The organism is Citrobacter sp. ANG330, from assembly GCF_047467925.1.
GTDB lineage: Bacteria > Pseudomonadota > Gammaproteobacteria > Enterobacterales > Enterobacteriaceae > Citrobacter_A > Citrobacter_A amalonaticus_G.
Map to the genome: position 1 here is coordinate 219,099 of NZ_JASJUI010000003.1, position 17,780 is coordinate 236,878.

Here is a 17,780-nt window from a genome sequence, read left to right on the forward strand (position 1 = left end):
ATGTTTGACTTTGCTTCTTATCATCGCGCTTCAGACATTGCCGAGGCTGTCAGCCTGCTGGCGCGCTATCCGCAGGCGAAACTGCTCGCCGGCGGAACCGACGTTCTGATTCAGCTTCATCATCATAATGCGCGTTATCGTCATATCGTCGACATCCATAACCTGGCCGAACTGCGGGGAATAACACTGACAAAAGAGGAAGGGCTGCGTATCGGTTCTGCCACCACCTTTAGCGAGATGATTGAGCACTCCATCACGCAACACCATTTGCCTGCCCTGTGTGCGGCAGCGGCCTCCATCGCCGGACCGCAGATTCGCAATGTCGCCACCTATGGCGGGAATATCTGTAATGGCGCAACCAGCGCAGACTCGGCGACACCCACGCTTATCTATGACGCCACGCTTGAGATCCACTCACCGAAGGGGATACGTTTTGCCAGCATCAATGGCTTTCACACCGGCCCCGGAAAAGTCTCTCTTGAGCACGATGAAATCCTTGTCGCCTTTCATTTCCCACCACAACCCAGGGCTCGCACAGGCAGCGCGCATTATAAATATGCCATGCGCGATGCGATGGATATTTCGACCATTGGTTGTGCGGCACGATGCCAACTGGATGACGCCGGTTTCAAAGAACTTCGTCTGGCGTTCGGCGTTGCGGCTCCCACGCCAGTCCGCTGTCAACACGCGGAGCGCGCAGCGCAACATGCCCCATTGACCCGGCAAACACTGGATGCGATCGCTGAATCCGTTCTGCAGGACGTCGCCCCGCGCTCTTCCTGGCGGGCAAGTAAGGAATTTCGTCTACATCTCATCCAGACGATGACCCGGAAAGTGGTTACTGAAGCCGTTGTCGCGGCGGGAGGAAAGCTGCAATGAATGACACTAACCGAATTACGCTGGAATGCGTTATTAATGATCACCCTTTTCAGCTCAGTATCATGCCGGGGATGCCGCTCTCTGAACTCCTGCGTGAACAAGGGTTGCTGAGCGTCAAACAGGGATGCTGTGTCGGTGAATGCGGTGCCTGTACGGTGCTGGTTGACGGCATGGCCATCGACAGTTGCCTGTACCTTGCCGCGTGGGCAGCAGGAAAACAGATCCGCACCCTGGAAGGCGAATCGGCTGGCAGTCAGCTCTCGCGTGTTCAGATGGCTTATGCGACATCCGGCGCCGTGCAGTGTGGCTTTTGCACGCCGGGTCTGATTATGGCGACTACCGCATTGCTGGCAACGCCGCGGAAAAAGCCATTAACCATTCTGGAGATCCGTCGTGGTCTGGCGGGAAATCTGTGCCGTTGCACCGGTTACCAGATGATTGTCGATACCGTTCAGCGCTGCACTGAGCCGGAATAATTGGCACCTTATCCTTCAGGTTCCGAAGTGGCATGTTCACGCCTTTGCCTTCTGATGCAACCTGAAGGCGTTTACATGCTGCGTTAAGCGTTCAACAACTCGTACTTTTTGATCTTGCGATAAAGCGTGGCAATCCCAATGCCTAACTCATCCGCCACCTGTTTTTTGTTGGAGTGGCGGGATAGCGCTTCACGAATCATCTGCTTTTCCATCTCCTCCAGCGCAGTTCCACCAGTATCATCAGACAGCAACTGCGCCACGTGAGCGGCCGCCCCCGTTGGCTCTGGCGCTTTACCGTTGTTGATTAGGTTTGGCGGTAAGAGCGTACTGTCGATGACCTCGCCAGACGGAACCACGTTCACCAGATACTCCATCAGGTTGCTTAATTCACGCAAATTTCCCGGCCATTGATGGTGTCTGAGCAGGGTCACCACATCCGGCGCAATCCCCGGATAGACCAGCCCTAAACGGCGAGTATGCAGATGCAGGAAATAGTGTACCAGTAGCTCAATATCGTCCTGTCGTTCACGTAGCGGTGGCAGGGTCAGTGGGATGACGTTCAGTCGATAGAACAGATCTTCACGGAATTTGCCTTCGGCGATAAACTGCCCAAGATTCTGATTAGTGGCTGAAATAATGCGGATGTCGACCTGAACCGGACTGCTCGCGCCAAGCGGCAACACCTCTCTCGCCTCAATCGCCCTGAGCAGTTTAGCCTGTAACATCAATGGCATATCGCCAATTTCATCGAGAAATAGCGTTCCACTGTTTGCCGCCTGAATCAGGCCCGTTTTCCCATTGGCGGAAGCGCCGGTAAATGCGCCTTTAACATAGCCAAACAGTTCACTTTCCAGCAACTGTTCCGGTATCGCCGCGCAGTTGATGGCGATAAACGGTTTATTGCGTCGATCGCTGAGTTTGTGAATGGCGCGCGCGACCACCTCTTTTCCGGTGCCGCTTTCCCCCACAATCATAATGCTGGACGGACTGGGGGCAATACGGCCGATCAACCGCTTAAGCTGGCGCATAACCCGACATTCGCCCACCAGTTGTTCAATATGCGGTTCATCGGTAGCAATTGATACAGAGGAACTGGAGTGAGACTGATGGAAGGCCATCAGGAATAACTGCCGTCCCTGCACCTGGTGTAACTGACCAATGATCAGTTCACTTTTATCATCCCAGGAGACGATATGCTGCATATGTCCGTGAGTGAAATTACTTTCAAACGTTAATGGCCGAAACCTGACCGACTTTCCCACCATATTATTCTGAGCCGCGCCAAGAATTTTTAACGCGGTTTGATTCGCGAACTGTACGCGGTTATCTTCATCAATGACCAACACACCTTGATCCATATTCTCGATCATTGTCGAAAATATTTTACTAATGTTGTCACTTCCACTCTGGTCTTCGAGAAGTTTTGAAACAAAAATAGTGGATATATGGCGAACATAGTCTGAAAACTCGCGCAGGTTGTCATTGATATGTTCTTGCTGTTCATGCGTTACGGCAATCAAACTGATCACGCCTACACAGCGGTCTTGCAGAATGACCGGTGTCCCCAGAAACGCCTTCTCACGACAATTCTCTTTGCTATCGCAACCTTCACACAGCGGGTCAAAGCGGGAATGCGTCACAACCTTTTCTGTTTTACTTTCCAGTACATAGCGCAACAGTCTGGAGTTACCGCTCAACGGACGTCCAAGGTATTTCCCGTAGGCGCCGGTTCCCGCGACGCGGCAGAGGTTATCATCGACGATCTCAACTTCGAGTTGCAAAACGCTGGCAAGCATTCTGGCGAAGCGCTGAATTGTAGGTTGAATCTGCATCAAAACGGACTGCGTTGTTGCAAGCACCATAGTCTTACCTTCCGGAATCACTTAAATGATTGATCATTGAAGACATTGATGGTTCGTAGAATATTAGGATACTAACTCAGACAAAATTTGCTTTGATAAAAACACAGGCTCTTTATCATTTTATAATGAAAATATGCAAGAGAAATCACATTTCCATATCAATATGAGAATCAGCGGGGTGAGTTTATCAAACTGGCGGTATTTATACCTTTGGAATTTATTATTCTGCCAGCACGTGCAGTGGCAATCTGCGATATTTATTAAGCCAAACGTTTTCGTATATTCATAACGTATTACAGATAACTTTAATCTGTGATCAGGACCACATATTACCTGATGAATTTCCATTTATCCGTCGGTGGACTGATTTTGGCACGCTTATTGTTAGTCCCTCATATATCGGTGATGCCGCTTGTCATTACCGCCAATAAGCCACCCTTGCCGTCATTCCACTACCAGGATCTTATAATGAAAACTGTTAATGAGCTGATAAAGGATATCAATTCGCTGACCTCACACCTTCACGAGAAGGATTTTTTACTGACGTGGGAACAGACGCCGGATGAACTGAAACAAGTCCTGGACGTCGCTGCCGCGCTGAAGATGCTGCGTAGTGAAAACATCGCGACCAACGTCTTCAATAGTGGATTAGGCATTTCCGTTTTCCGCGATAATTCCACCCGCACCCGCTTTTCTTATGCCTCCGCCCTTAACCTGCTTGGCCTGGCTCAGCAGGATCTGGACGAAGGAAAATCACAAATTGCGCATGGCGAAACCGTCCGCGAAACCGCCAATATGATCTCTTTCTGCGCAGATGCCATTGGTATTCGCGACGACATGTATCTTGGTGCAGGTAATGCTTATATGCGTGAAGTCGGCGCCGCGCTGGATGACGGCTACAAACAGGGCGTGCTGCCACAGCGCCCGGCGTTAGTTAACCTGCAATGCGATATCGATCACCCAACGCAGTCAATGGCGGATCTGGCCTGGTTACGTGAACATTTCGGTTCTCTGGAAAACCTCAAAGGCAAAAAAATCGCCATGACCTGGGCCTATTCGCCCAGCTACGGCAAACCCCTCTCCGTACCGCAGGGCATTATCGGTCTGATGACCCGCTTCGGTATGGACGTCACCCTGGCACATCCGGAAGGATATGACCTGATCCCGGACGTGATTGAAGTCGCGAAAAACAACGCGAACGCGTCCGGCGGCAGCTTCCGCCAGGTCACCAGCATGGAAGAAGCCTTCAAAGATGCCGACATTGTCTATCCGAAGTCATGGGCGCCTTACAAAGTGATGGAAGAACGTACCGAACTTCTGCGTGCCAACGATCACGCGGCCCTGAAAGAGCTGGAAAGACAGTGTCTTGAGCAGAACGCGAAACATAAAAACTGGCACTGCACTGAAGAAATGATGCAACTCACCCGCGACGGCGAAGCGCTGTATATGCACTGTCTGCCTGCGGATATCAGCGGCGTCTCCTGCAAAGAAGGGGAAGTCACCGACGCCGTATTCGAAAAATACCGCATCGCGACGTACAAAGAAGCCAGCTGGAAGCCCTACATCATCGCCGCGATGATCCTCTCCCGCAAATATCCGAAGCCTGGCGTACTGCTGGAGCAGTTGTTGAAAGAAGCGCAACCGCGCGTGAAATAACCCCTGAGCCGACCTGCCGGTCGGCTCTCCTTTCCGGAGGCCAAAAGGATAGGATATGTCCGTTTTCTCACTGAAGATCGATATTGCCGATAACCGCTTTTACAACGGTGAAACGTCGCCCCTTTTTTCGCAAAAACAGGCCAAAGTGGCTCGCCAGTTCCATCAAAAGATCGCGGGCTACCGCCCAACGCCGCTCTGTGCGCTGGATGACCTTGCCCGGCTGTTTGGCGTGAAGAAAATCCTCGTTAAGGATGAGTCAAAACGCTTCGGACTGAACGCGTTCAAGATGCTCGGCGGGGCTTATGCCATCGCCTGCCTGCTGTGTGAAAAATATCATCTTGATATTGAGACGCTCTCTTTCGAACAGCTCAAAAACGCCATTGGCGAAAAAATGACGTTTGCCACCACCACCGACGGTAACCACGGTCGCGGTATTGCCTGGGCGGCACAACAGCTCGGACAACATGCGGTGATTTACATGCCGAAAGGCTCAGCGCAAGAACGCGTGGACGCCATTCTCAACCTCGGCGCGGAGTGCATCGTCACCGACATGAACTATGACGACACCGTTCGTCTGACTATGCAGCACGCCCAACAAAACGGCTGGGAAGTGGTGCAGGACACCGCCTGGGAAGGTTACACCAAAATCCCCACCTGGATTATGCAGGGCTACGCCACCCTGGCCGATGAGGCCGTTGAGCAAATGCGCGCCCTGGACGTGACGCCGACCCACGTGCTGTTACAGGCTGGCGTTGGCGCCATGGCGGGCGGCGTGCTGGGCTACCTGGTCGACGTCTATGGTCCGCAAAACCTGCACAGCATTATCGTCGAACCCGACAAAGCGGACTGCATTTATCGTTCCGGCGTGAAAGGCGGCATCGTCAACGTCGGTGGGGATATGGCGACCATCATGGCCGGTCTGGCCTGTGGTGAACCTAACCCGCTCGGCTGGGAAATTCTGCGCAACTGCGCCACCCAATTTATCTCCTGCCAGGACAGCGTCGCCGCGCTGGGCATGCGCGTGCTGGGCAATCCGTTTGGCAGCGATCCGCGGGTGATCTCCGGCGAGTCCGGCGCCGTAGGGTTGGGCGTTCTGGCTGCCGTCCATCATCACCCACAGCGCCAGGCCCTAATGGACAAACTGGCGTTAGATAACGATGCCGTTGTGCTGGTCATCAGTACCGAAGGCGATACCGATGTGAAGCACTACCGGGAAGTGGTCTGGGAAGGCAAACATCCGGTCGCACTGTAATCACCCCTATTGGAAAACGCTCCCCAGGAGATTCGGGAGCGAACACTGGAGAAAAGTCATGGCTAAGCACATTCCTTTTAAACTGATTCTTGAAAAAGCAAACGACTACAAAGAAGACATGACGCGTTTCCTGCGCGACATGGTCGCCATTCCCAGCGAAAGCTGCGATGAAAAACGTGTTATCCATCGCATCAAACAAGAAATGGAGAAAGTCGGTTTCGATAAAGTCGAGATCGACCCGATGGGCAACATTCTGGGATACATCGGCCATGGTCCGCGCCTGGTCGCGATGGACGCGCATATCGATACGGTCGGTATCGGCAATATCAACAACTGGAATTTTGATCCGTACGAAGGGATGGAGACCGACGAACTGATCGGCGGGCGCGGCACGTCTGACCAGGAAGGCGGCATGGCGTCCATGGTTTACGCCGGGAAGATCATTAAAGATCTTGGTCTGGAAGATGAGTACACGCTGCTGGTCACCGGTACGGTACAGGAAGAGGACTGTGATGGTCTGTGCTGGCAGTACATCATCGAGCAATCCGGTATCCGTCCGGAGTTTGTCGTCAGTACCGAGCCGACCGATTGCCAGGTTTATCGTGGACAGCGCGGGCGCATGGAGATACGCATTGATGTGCAGGGGGTCAGCTGTCACGGTTCCGCCCCGGAACGCGGCGATAACGCCATTTTTAAAATGGGCCCCATTCTCAACGAATTACAGGAATTGTCACAACATCTGGCTTATGACGAATTCCTCGGTAAAGGCACCTTAACCGTTTCCGAAATCTTCTTCACCTCGCCAAGCCGCTGCGCCGTTGCAGACAGTTGCGCCGTCTCCATCGACCGTCGTCTGACCTGGGGTGAAACCTGGGAAGGCGCGCTGGAAGAGATCCGCGCCCTGCCGGCTGTAAAAAAAGCCAATGCGGTGGTCTCAATGTACAACTATGACCGCCCTTCCTGGACCGGGCTGGTTTACCCGACCGAATGCTACTTCCCCACCTGGAAAGTGGAAGAAGATCACTTCACCGTCAAAGCGCTGGTCAATGCCTATGAAGGTCTGTTCGGCAAAGCGCCGGTGGTCGATAAGTGGACCTTCTCCACCAACGGCGTCTCGATTATGGGACGTCACGGTATTCCGGTGATCGGTTTTGGTCCGGGTAAAGAACCCGAAGCCCACGCGCCAAACGAAAAAACCTGGAAATCACATCTGGTGACCTGCGCCGCAATGTACGCTGCCATTCCACTGTCCTGGCTGGCAATGAAATAACCATCCATCTGTCTCCCCCGGTTTACCGGGGGATTTCTGGAGTGTGCTATGCGCGTATTGATTAAAAATGGCATTGTCGTTAACGCCGACGGACAGGCTAAACAGGATCTGCTGATTGAGAGCGGCATTGTTCGTCAACTGGACGCAGAGATTACACCGCCCCCCTCGTGTGAAGTGATTGACGCTGCGGGATACTACGTTTTCCCTGGCGGCGTGGATGTGCATACGCATTTCAATATCGACACCGGACTCGCCCGTAGCTGTGATGATTTTTTTACCGGTACCCGCGCAGCGGCGTGTGGCGGTACAACAACCATTATTGACCATATGGGCTTTGGCCCGTCAGGCTGTCGCTTACACCATCAACTGGAAGTCTATCAGGGGTACGCCGCACATAAAGCGGCAATCGACTACAGCTTTCACGGGGTCATTCAACACGTCAATCATGCCATCCTTGACGAGATCCCGGCGATGGTGGAAGAAGGCATTAGCAGCTTCAAGCTCTATCTGACCTACCAGTACAAACTCAACGATGATGAAACCTTGCAGGTGCTGCGCCGTCTGCACAAGTCCGGCGCGCTGACCACCGTCCACCCGGAAAACGATGCCGCCATCGCCAGTAAACGGGCCGAATTTATTGCCGCTGGCTTAACGTCGCCACGCTATCACGCCCTGAGCAGACCGCTGGAATGTGAAGCAGAAGCCATCGCCAGGATGATTAACCTCGCGCAGTTAGCGGGAAACGCGCCATTGTATATCGTCCACTTATCCAATGGTCTGGGGCTGGACTATTTACGCCTGGCGAAAGCAAATCATCAGCCCGTGTGGATAGAGACTTGCCCGCAATATCTGCTGCTGGATGAACGCCGTTATGACGCGGAAGATGGCCTGAACTTCATTCTCAGTCCGCCGTTACGCAATGTACGTGAGCAGGACAAGCTCTGGTGCGGCATCAGTGACGGCGCCATTGACGTCGTGGCGACTGACCACTGCACCTTCTCAATGGCGCAGCGCCAGCAGATCTCCGGCGGCGATTTTAGCCGCTGCCCGAATGGTTTACCCGGCGTGGAAAACCGCCTGCAACTGCTCTTTTCTGAAGGTGTAATGAGCGGGCGAATAACCCCTGAACGTTTTGTCGCGCTAACCAGTACGATGCCCGCCAGGTTATTCGGCCTGTGGCCGCAGAAGGGACAACTGGCCCCAGGTGCCGATGGCGATGTCGTGATTATCGATCCCCGCCAAAGCCAGGTTATCCATCACGCACAGTTGCACGATAACGCCGATTATTCGCCCTGGGAGGGGGTTCGCTGTCAGGGTGCGATTGTCAGAACACTGTCGCGTGGCGAAACGATCTTCTGTGATGGCGTTTTTACAGGAAAAGCAGGCCGGGGCCGCTTCTTACGACGTAAGCCTTTTACCCCGCCCGGCGTGGGTGAAACAGACAACTGTGTATGATAAGTGAGGAAAAATGAGCAAGAAAATTGTTCTCGCGCTGGGTGGTAACGCGCTGGGAGAAGATCTGGCCGGACAGATGCAGGCCGTAAAAATCACGGCACAGGCCATTGTGGATCTCATTGCGCAGGGCCATGAGGTTATCGTGACCCACGGGAATGGGCCGCAGGTGGGGATGATCAACCAGGCATTTGAAGCGGCGGCCAAAACAGAAGCGCACTCTCCCATGCTGCCGATGTCCGTCTGCGTGGCATTAAGCCAGGGCTATATCGGCTACGATCTGCAAAACGCACTGCGCGAAGAGTTACTCTCACGCGGAATGCACAAACCTGTCGCCACGCTGGTGACGCAGGTAGAGGTCGACGCTAACGATCCTGCGTTCCTGAACCCCACCAAACCCATCGGTTCATTCTTCACACAGCAGGAAGCGGAACAGTTAGAAAAACAAGGCTATACGCTCAAAGAAGACGCCGGTCGCGGTTATCGTCGTGTCGTGGCTTCGCCTAAGCCAGTGGACATCATTGAGAAAGAGACCGTCAACGCGCTGGTAGATGCCGGTCAGGTGGTCATTACCGTGGGCGGAGGCGGTATTCCGGTGATTCGCGAAGGCAACCATCTGCGGGGTGCCAGCGCGGTGATCGACAAAGACTGGGCCAGTGCCCGCCTGGCAGAGATGATCGACGCGGATATGCTCATCATCCTGACGGCGGTCGAAAAAGTGGCCATTAACTTCGGTAAAGAAAATGAGCAATGGCTGGATCGCCTGTCCCTAAGAGACGCGGAACGCTTTATCCGCGAGGGGCATTTCGCCAAAGGTTCCATGTTGCCAAAAGTAGAGGCCGCAGCGTCGTTCGCCCGCTCTCGTCCCGGTCGGGAAGCCCTGATTACGGTGCTCAGTAAAGCGAAAGAAGGGATTGAGGGAAAAACCGGAACGGTTATCTGCCAGTAGTCTGATGTGTTTTATTCACCGCATTCGCCGGGGGAGCTTCGCTCGCCCGGCCTGACTGGTTCGGGTAGGCCGGATAAGGCGGCGCTATCCGGCCATTCGCATTACGCCACTTCAAGCACCTCATTCGTTGACTTTACTCCCTGATGCATCAGCATCATCAGCGCTTCCAGTACCCCGCCGCCTATCGCTCTCGCCTTATCGGAGACGCTGGTAAAATCGGCCGTCTCGCCGCGTGGGTCGATATCGCCGATCTTAAAGCCGCCCACCACCGCCAGCCCGTCGCTCAACAGGCCGCGCACCATCCCCGACAGCGGTGCCTTGATTTCGGTTTCGCCAATCCAGGCAATCACCTCTCCCTCTTCCACCAGATCGCCTAATTTTACTCTGGCGCGCATGATGCCTGCGGCGGGTGCACGAATCACCCGTCGTGCGGTATGCCCCATGATATTGCCAGGTATCCCGGTATTTTCCTGCGCGCAACCGGCGTAAATCACCTGTCCCAGCCAGTGCCCACGATTCGTTTCAATCACTGCATGACAGTCTTCGCCCGCAGTAAACCCAGGGCCCAGCGCAATGGTCACGGGAGCCATATCTTTGCGCGTCCCCAGATTTTGTTTTGCCAGAATCGCATCCACCACGCAGACGGGTTTCAGTGCGTCAATCAGCGAACCTGCGGGATCGACCAGAATCGGGATAAAACCACGTTCGGCTAACGCCGCTGCTTCGGCCGACGAGGTGGCCAGCCGGGCCGTCACACCTTCCACGATCATTTCGCCATCAAAGACTGCCTGTGCGAACGCAACGCTGCGGCGAATGACGGTTGGTTTTTCCACTTCCAGCATGATCACTTTGAAACCGGCATGGAACAGTCGCAGCGCCACGCCGCTGGCGATATCTCCCGCGCCACGAATCACCACCCGCTGATGGCCGGACGGATGCGCGGCGCGCATCATCAGCCCGCCTGGCGCATTATTTTTGACCTGTAAGATCTCCGCCAGTACGCTGATGGCAATCTCCTGCGGGGTTTCGGCGCCAATGTTGTAACCCACCGGCGCATGCAGGCGGGCAATGTGCTCTTCACCGACGCCCTTCTCCCGCAACTGACGCATAAACAGCTGCACTTTGCGACGGCTTGCCAGCAAACCCAACCACGCGACAGGCTGCTCGATCAATTTGTCCAGCGCTTCCCGATCCTGATTGTTCGTCGCGATAAGCACAAAGTTGTCCGGACGGATCGCCAGCGCATCCACTGCCGCAGTAAAGGAATCGGCATGTAACAATTGCACCGAGGGAGGAAAAGCGTCCGGATTGACGCTCTCGCGATACACATCCGCCACCGCAATATCAAACCCTAACAGCGCCGCACTCTGGGCAATCGCCCGGTTCACATGCCCGCCGCCGATTAACACCAGTCGCGGGCGCAGGCCGTGCACGCTGATGAAAACCGACATCGCGCCGCCGCAATCCGAGCCGACGGCATCCGCGCCGTTGCGGGCCATCCGGCCATGAAACATGCGCGGCTTTCTCTCCTGTAACGCCAGCAGCGCCTCATCGATCACCTTGCGCTCCACCATGCCTCCGCCGATAGTCCCGACGATAGACCCATCCTGATGAACCAGCATCTGTGCCGAATGGCGGGGCGTGGAACCCCGGCTATCGACAATTTGCGCCAGCGCAAAGGGGCGGTTTTGCTCTTCAAGTTTTGCAGCCTCTGTGAAAATATTCATACAGACCTCAATGGATATCCTTTCAGTAACCCGGTGTCTCCGGCGTCGCTATCTCACAAATCTGCGCGCGATTGCGGGTGTCTCCTGTGCATTCCCCAGCCAGATAGCCTGCACATCACCGTCTGATAACGGCTGGATGAGCTCACTTTCATCAATGGCATTCTCAGATTGAGAAACACGATTGAGAAACCAGACGCGTCGGCTGGCTGGCGGGGCATTTTTAAAAGCCCCCTGTGGATGCTGAACCAGGCGAATAAGCGCCTTCAGCGATAAGGGAGCCCCTTCCGTCAGGCCTGTCATCCCGGCGAACTGCGGCCAGCGATGCACCAGCTTTGCCCCCACGCGTTTCCCCAGCAGGTGTCCCCCCATCACGGCAATCACGCAGCAACTGCTTTCAGGTATGCAAGGTTCGTGCTCATCTGGCGCTTTAAGCGGCATTCCACGGGCGCCGTCTGCCTCGACGAGAACCACGTCACATTCTGATCGTCTGGCTAAGGCATCGATGACGTCGGGTGAGAAACCACGCGCTTTTCCCAATGGCGCTTTCCACGACCGAAAGCAGGTTATGATGGGTTGCATTAATACGTGATACGGCAGCCCGGCGGGATCCCGACAGAAAAGGGTCGGCCAGGACTGATCAGGCAGAAACATATGCGTCGTCGTGGTGATAAATACCCGTCGACCGGATAACTGAAAGAGATGAGCGAGCCAGAAAAGCGTACTGGTTTTTCCACCCGCACCGACAATGGAAATAACCGTTGGTCGTTTCTGTGCACCTAAATCAAAGAATAAAGAAGTATCACCCAATATACTCATAAGCCTCTCTGAAGTGACACAACGTCTAATAGACATTATGGAATCGCCATGCCCGTCGTCGACTGTATAATTACTGCTGCTGGGTTATCATCCAGAATGGTAAAATGGAAAATGATGTTACCCTGGCGCGGGGGGACAATTCTTGATGCAAGTATCAAAAACGCGCTGCAATTCTGTAACAGAGTAATATTGGTTTCCGGTTACCGCGCCACGGAGATACATAATCGCTATGCACATCAGCCGAATATTATTATTACGTACAATCCGGATTATGCTCAGGGCTTATTTACGTCAATTAAAGCTGGCGCGGCCGCCGTGCACAGCGAGTACTGCTTCATCACGCACGGTGACATGCCTGAACTGAATAACGATATTTTCCGTAAAATCTGGGCATTACGCAACGATAACGCACTTATCCCTTGCTATCAGGGCCAACCCGGCCATCCTATATTACTTTCCAAAAAATGCCTGTTGCAGGCCATCTCGCAACCGGATGTCAGCAGTATGCGTCAGGCATTACTGCGCGGGAAACATAATATCATTGAAATAAACGATGCCCGAATCACTCTGGACATTGATACACCAGAGGATTTTATCAATGCGCAAAATCGACACAGATAAATAGTAAATACGGAGTTAAACGATTGCGTTCAAATATTCTCTGATTCATTTTTCACTTATCATAATGATAAGCGAACGCCATTTTTGAGAAAACAGAATGCGATGATGAAATACCTTATCGCAATACCTCTCCCGGCTGATTTCCATTCTCATTTAGCGTTTGTGAGATATTTCACAAAGCGGACTTAAGATTAGAAGCGCCTCACAAAATTATATTTTTATGGCTCTGCTTTGTCAGAGTGGTGCGAATGTTGCTCTATTTCTCCAAACCGCCGGTTTTATCAGTGCCGGTCAACCAATGACATTTATGAACACGCGCACCTTCCGGTTGTCTTGCCACGACCTGAAGGAAGCCGAGTCAAGCTAAGGAGAGGGGTATGGGGGATATAATGCGTCCGATTCCGTTTGAGGAACTTTTGACGCGCCTATTTGATGAATATCAACAGCAGCGCTCGATCTTTGGTATTCCTGAGCAGCAGTTCTATTCACCGGAAAAAGGCAAATCGATAAGCGTATTCGGTGAAACCTGTGCCACCCCCGTCGGCCCCGCCGCCGGCCCGCACACCCAGCTCGCACAAAATATCATCACCTCCTGGCTGACCGGAGGCCGGTTTATTGAACTCAAAACAGTGCAAATTCTCGATCGGCTCGAACTGGAAAAACCCTGTATTGATGCCGAAGATGAGTGCTTCAATACCGAATGGTCGACGGAATTTACCCTGCTGAAAGCATGGGATGAGTATCTTAAAGCCTGGTTCGCCCTGCATTTGCTGGAGCAACTGCTGCAACCATCAGGTACCGATACCGGTAAGTCGTTCATTTTTAATATGAGCGTCGGCTATAACCTTGACGGCATCAGGCAACCGCCCATGCAGGAGTTCATCAACAACATGATGGACGCTTCGGCGCATCCTAAATTTGCGCAGTACCGCGACACGCTACAGCGATGGCTGCACGATGAGACATTCCTCGCGCGCCACGGGTTGAACGACCATCGGGAACGTCTACAGGCGCTGCCGGGGCGCATTCCCGCAAAACTGGTGCAGGGCGTCACGCTCTCCACGATGCACGGTTGCCCACCGCACGAAATCGAAGCCATCTGCCGCTACATGCTGGAAGAAAAAGGGCTGAATACCTTTGTGAAGCTGAATCCGACGCTGCTGGGCTACTCACGCGTACGTGAAATTCTGGACAGCTGTGGCTTCGGTTATATCGGCTTAAAAGAGGAGTCATTTGAGCACGATCTTAAGCTCACCCAGGCGCTGGAAATGTTGCAGCGCTTAATGGCGCTGGCAAAAGAAAAGTCGCTGGGTTTTGGCGTAAAACTCACCAACACCCTTGGCACCGTCAATAACAAAGGTGCACTGCCCGGTGAAGAGATGTATATGTCTGGCAGGGCGCTGTTCCCACTTTCGATTAACGTGGCTGCGGTGCTTTCCCGGGCGTTTAACGGCCAATTACCCATCTCCTATTCCGGCGGCGCCAGCCAGTTGACCATCCGCGATATCTTTGACACCGGCATTCGTCCGATCACCATGGCGACCGACCTGTTAAAGCCAGGCGGTTACCTGCGACTCAGCGCCTGTATGCGCGAGCTGGAGTCCTCGGATGCGTGGGGAATGGCGCATGTCGATGTCGAACGTTTGAATCGACTGGCGGAAGAGGCCGTCACGATGGCCTACACCCAAAAACACTGGAAACCTGAAGAACGCATTGACGTAGCCGACAGCTTGCCGCTGACCGACTGCTACGTCGCCCCGTGTATTACGGCTTGCGCCATCAAACAGGACATTCCGGAGTATATTCGTCTGCTGGGCGAGCAGCGTTATGCCGACGCGCTGGAGCTTATCTATCAGCGAAACGCCCTTCCCGCAATCACCGGTCATATCTGCGATCACCAGTGCCAGTACAACTGTACCCGTCTGGACTATGACAGCGCCCTGAACATCCGTGAACTGAAAAAAGTGGCGCTGGAAAAGGGTTGGGATGAATACAAACAGCGCTGGCACAAACCTGCAGGCTCGGGCTCACGTCATCCGGTTGCAGTCATCGGAGCGGGCCCGGCCGGGCTTGCGGCTGGTTACTTCCTTGCTCGCGCCGGGCATCCAGTGACGCTATTTGAACGCGAAGCCAACGCGGGCGGCGTGGTGAAAAATATCATTCCTCAGTTCCGTATTCCGGCAGAACTCATCCAGCACGATATCGATTTTGTCGCCGATCACGGTGTGAAATTCGAATATGGCTGTGCGCCTGATCTGACCGTACAGGGCCTGAAAGATCAGGGGTTCTACTACGTACTGATCGCAACCGGTACGGATAAAAACAGCGGCGTGAAGCTCGACGGCGATAACCCCAACATCTGGAAATCGCTACCTTTCCTGCGTGAATATAACCAGGGAACTGCGTTGACGCTCGGTAAGCATGTGGCGATCGTCGGCGCAGGCAACACGGCGATGGACTGTGCCCGTGCGGCACTGCGCGTGCCGGGCGTGGAAAACGTCACCGTGGTCTACCGTCGTTCGCTGCAGGAGATGCCCGCCTGGCGGGAAGAGTATGAAGAGGCCCTGCACGATGGGGTTAAGTTCCGTTTCCTCAACAATCCGGAACGTTTTGATGCGGATGGCACACTCACCCTGCGCGTCATGACGCTCGGGGAGCCGGATGAGAAAGGACGACGCCGTCCGGTAGAAACCGACGAAACGCTGACTTTGCACATCGATAGTCTGATTACCGCCATTGGCGAACAGCAGGATACCGAAGCACTGAATGCAATGGGCATTCCGCTGGACAGCAAAGGCTGGCCAGAGGTGAATCACAACGGCGAAACCCGCCTCACCGACGTGTTCATGATTGGCGACGTCCAGCGTGGCCCTTCATCCATTGTTGCTGCTATCGGCTCTGCGCGTCGGGCCACGGATACCATCCTCTGGCGGGAAAATATTCGCTCCCACCATGACGATAAACGCTGGAATAACGTCAGCCCCGCTGAAATCTATCAGCGCAAAGGCGAGATCGCGGTCGCGAAGGTCGATAAAGACGACCGCGACGCCTTTGTCGCCCAGGAAGCGGCCCGCTGCCTTGAATGCAACTATGTCTGCAGCAAATGCGTGGATGTCTGTCCGAACCGCGCCAATGTGTCGATTCCCGTTCCGGGCTTCCAGAACCGCTTCCAGACGCTGCACCTGGATGCTTACTGCAACGAATGCGGTAACTGCGCTCAATTCTGCCCATGGCAGGGCAAGCCGTATAAAGACAAAGTCACGCTCTTTAGCCTGTCACAGGATTTCGACAACAGCAGCAACCCGGGTTTCCTGGTGGAAGACGATTGGGTCAGGGTCCGGCTGAATGACCAAAGCTGGGTGTTAAACATCAGCCATGATGGGCAGTTCACCAGCATCCCGCCGGAGCTGGATGACATGTGTCGCATCATCAGCTATGTCCATCAGCATCACTCTTACCTGTTAGGTCGCGTGGAGGTGTAATCATGTTGATTCTGAAAAATGTCACCGCCGTACAACTTCATCCGGCCAGCGTGCGCGAAGGGGTGGATATTGCTATCGATAAAGATGTCATTGTTGAGGTGGGCGATGCCCTGACGCAGCGCTACCCGCAGGCGCAGTGGAAAGAGATGCATGGGCGAATCGTGATGCCGGGTCTGGTCTGTGCGCATAACCATTTTTACTCTGGTTTATCGCGCGGGATCCAGGCCAATATCGCCCCCAGCCCGGACTTTATCTCAACGTTGAAAAACCTGTGGTGGCGTCTGGATCGTGCTCTGGATGAAGAATCACTCTACTACAGCGGACTGATTTGCTCACTGGAAGCGATTAAAAGCGGATGCTCTGCGGTTATCGATCACCATGCTTCACCTGGCTACATCCAGGGGTCGCTCTCTACGCTGCGTTCAGCCTTTTTAAAAGTCGGTCTGCGGGCGATGACCTGCTTTGAAACCACCGACCGTAACGAAGGAATCAAAGAGCTACAGGCAGGCGTCGAAGAGAATATCCGCTTCGCCCGTCAGATAGACCACGCGCGGGAGAGTGGTAGCGAGCCGTACCTGGTGGAAGCGCACATTGGCGCGCATGCTCCGTTTACCGTACCCGATGCCGGCCTGGAGATGCTACGTGAGGCCATCAACGCCACCGGGCGCGGGCTGCATATTCATGCGGCAGAGGACAGCTACGATGTCTCACATAGCCATCATCTGTACGGAAAAGACCTGCTGGTCAGGTTGGCGGAATACGGCCTCATCGATCGTAAAACGCTGGTGGCACACGGCCTCTACCTGTCTGCGGAAGATATCGCTTTGCTGAATCAGCAAGATGCCTTCCTGGTACACAACGCCCGCTCCAACATGAATAACCATGTGGGTTACAACCACCACCTGACTCACATTCGCAACCTGGCGTTGGGGACGGATGGCATTGGCTCCGACATGTTTGAAGAGATGAAATTTGCCTTCTTCAAACATCGCGACGCGGGCGGTCCTCTGTGGCCTGACAGCTTTGCGAAAGCGCTGGCGAACGGCAACGAACTATTGCATCGCAACTTTGGGGAAAACTTCGGCCAACTGCAAGCCGGTTATAAAGCCGATTTAACCCTCCTCGACTATTCGTCGCCGACGCCGCTGATCGCTGAAAACGTTGCCGGGCATATCGCTTTCGGTCTCGGTTCAGGCAGCGTGCACAGCGTGATGGTGAATGGCGTGATGGTGTATGAAGACCGTCAGTTCACTTTCGATACCGATTCCATTTATGCGCAGGCCCGAAAAGCCGCCGCCAACATGTGGCGGCGAATGGATGCGCTGGCATAGCCCATAC

The 17,780-nt window shown here is 54.1% G+C and carries 13 protein-coding genes; 10 read left to right on the forward strand and 3 right to left on the reverse strand.

From position 1 onward, the window contains the following. On the forward strand, window positions 1-879 hold the full coding sequence (gene xdhB / locus QNN88_RS09365; protein WP_414239977.1) for a xanthine dehydrogenase FAD-binding subunit XdhB: 879 nt from the start codon (window positions 1-3) through the stop codon (window positions 877-879). Next, a complete protein-coding gene (gene xdhC / locus QNN88_RS09370; RefSeq protein ID WP_414239978.1) occupies window positions 876-1,355 on the forward strand; it encodes a xanthine dehydrogenase iron sulfur-binding subunit XdhC in 480 nt (159 codons plus the stop codon). The genes xdhB and xdhC overlap by 4 nt, the downstream gene beginning before the upstream one ends. An 83-nt stretch (window positions 1,356-1,438) precedes the next feature. Here xdhC and QNN88_RS09375 read toward each other — a convergent pair whose 3' ends face one another. Next, window positions 1,439-3,217 (reverse strand): sigma 54-interacting transcriptional regulator, encoded by a 1,779-nt coding sequence (locus QNN88_RS09375; RefSeq protein WP_414239979.1) that lies wholly within the window; start codon window positions 3,215-3,217, stop codon window positions 1,439-1,441. Between the two features lie 468 nt (window positions 3,218-3,685). Here QNN88_RS09375 and ygeW point away from each other — a divergent pair, with 468 nt between their 5' ends. Genes ygeW through arcC form a run of 5 tightly spaced genes read left to right on the forward strand, consistent with a single transcriptional unit; the run spans window position 3,686 to window position 9,796 of the window. Then, window positions 3,686-4,873 carry a knotted carbamoyltransferase YgeW gene (gene ygeW / locus QNN88_RS09380; RefSeq protein ID WP_414239980.1) on the forward strand — a complete coding sequence of 396 codons (1,188 nt, stop codon included), beginning with the start codon at window positions 3,686-3,688 and terminating at the stop codon, window positions 4,871-4,873. A gap of 55 nt (window positions 4,874-4,928) precedes the next feature. After that, window positions 4,929-6,125, forward strand: coding sequence for a diaminopropionate ammonia-lyase (gene dpaL, locus QNN88_RS09385; RefSeq protein WP_414239981.1), 1,197 nt, complete (start codon window positions 4,929-4,931; stop codon window positions 6,123-6,125). Between the two features lie 58 nt (window positions 6,126-6,183). Then, window positions 6,184-7,395 carry a YgeY family selenium metabolism-linked hydrolase gene (locus QNN88_RS09390; RefSeq protein WP_414239982.1) on the forward strand — a complete coding sequence of 404 codons (1,212 nt, stop codon included), beginning with the start codon at window positions 6,184-6,186 and terminating at the stop codon, window positions 7,393-7,395. Window positions 7,396-7,443: 48 nt separating this feature from the next. Then, on the forward strand, window positions 7,444-8,850 hold the full coding sequence (gene hydA, locus QNN88_RS09395) for a dihydropyrimidinase (protein WP_414239983.1): 1,407 nt from the start codon (window positions 7,444-7,446) through the stop codon (window positions 8,848-8,850). A gap of 13 nt (window positions 8,851-8,863) precedes the next feature. Then, the gene (gene arcC / locus QNN88_RS09400; RefSeq protein ID WP_414239984.1) at window positions 8,864-9,796 is read left to right on the forward strand and encodes a carbamate kinase; all 933 of its coding nucleotides are present in this window, start codon (window positions 8,864-8,866) and stop codon (window positions 9,794-9,796) included. Between the two features lie 101 nt (window positions 9,797-9,897). Here the strand turns inward: arcC and yqeB are convergent, their stop codons facing one another. Together yqeB and yqeC are read right to left on the reverse strand one after the other, a co-directional pair. Beyond that, a complete protein-coding gene (yqeB, locus tag QNN88_RS09405) occupies window positions 9,898-11,523 on the reverse strand; it encodes a selenium-dependent molybdenum cofactor biosynthesis protein YqeB (protein WP_414239985.1) in 1,626 nt (541 codons plus the stop codon). A 48-nt stretch (window positions 11,524-11,571) separates the two neighbouring features. Further along, complete coding sequence (gene yqeC, locus QNN88_RS09410; protein WP_414239986.1) at window positions 11,572-12,339, reverse strand: selenium cofactor biosynthesis protein YqeC; 768 nt, start codon at window positions 12,337-12,339, stop codon at window positions 11,572-11,574. 48 nt (window positions 12,340-12,387) lie between these two features. On the opposite strand from yqeC, the gene mocA reads away from it, so the two are divergent. The 3 genes from mocA to ssnA all read left to right on the forward strand — a co-directional run bounded on the left by mocA (window position 12,388) and on the right by ssnA (window position 17,773). After that, window positions 12,388-12,960, forward strand: coding sequence for a molybdenum cofactor cytidylyltransferase (gene mocA, locus QNN88_RS09415; RefSeq protein ID WP_414239987.1), 573 nt, complete (start codon window positions 12,388-12,390; stop codon window positions 12,958-12,960). A gap of 377 nt (window positions 12,961-13,337) precedes the next feature. Beyond that, entirely contained in the window at window positions 13,338-16,442 is a 3,105-nt protein-coding gene (ygfK, locus tag QNN88_RS09420) for a putative selenate reductase subunit YgfK (RefSeq protein ID WP_414239988.1), read from the forward strand. 2 nt (window positions 16,443-16,444) lie between these two features. Then, entirely contained in the window at window positions 16,445-17,773 is a 1,329-nt protein-coding gene (gene ssnA / locus QNN88_RS09425) for a putative aminohydrolase SsnA (RefSeq protein ID WP_414239989.1), read from the forward strand. Window positions 17,774-17,780: the final 7 nt, after the last annotated feature.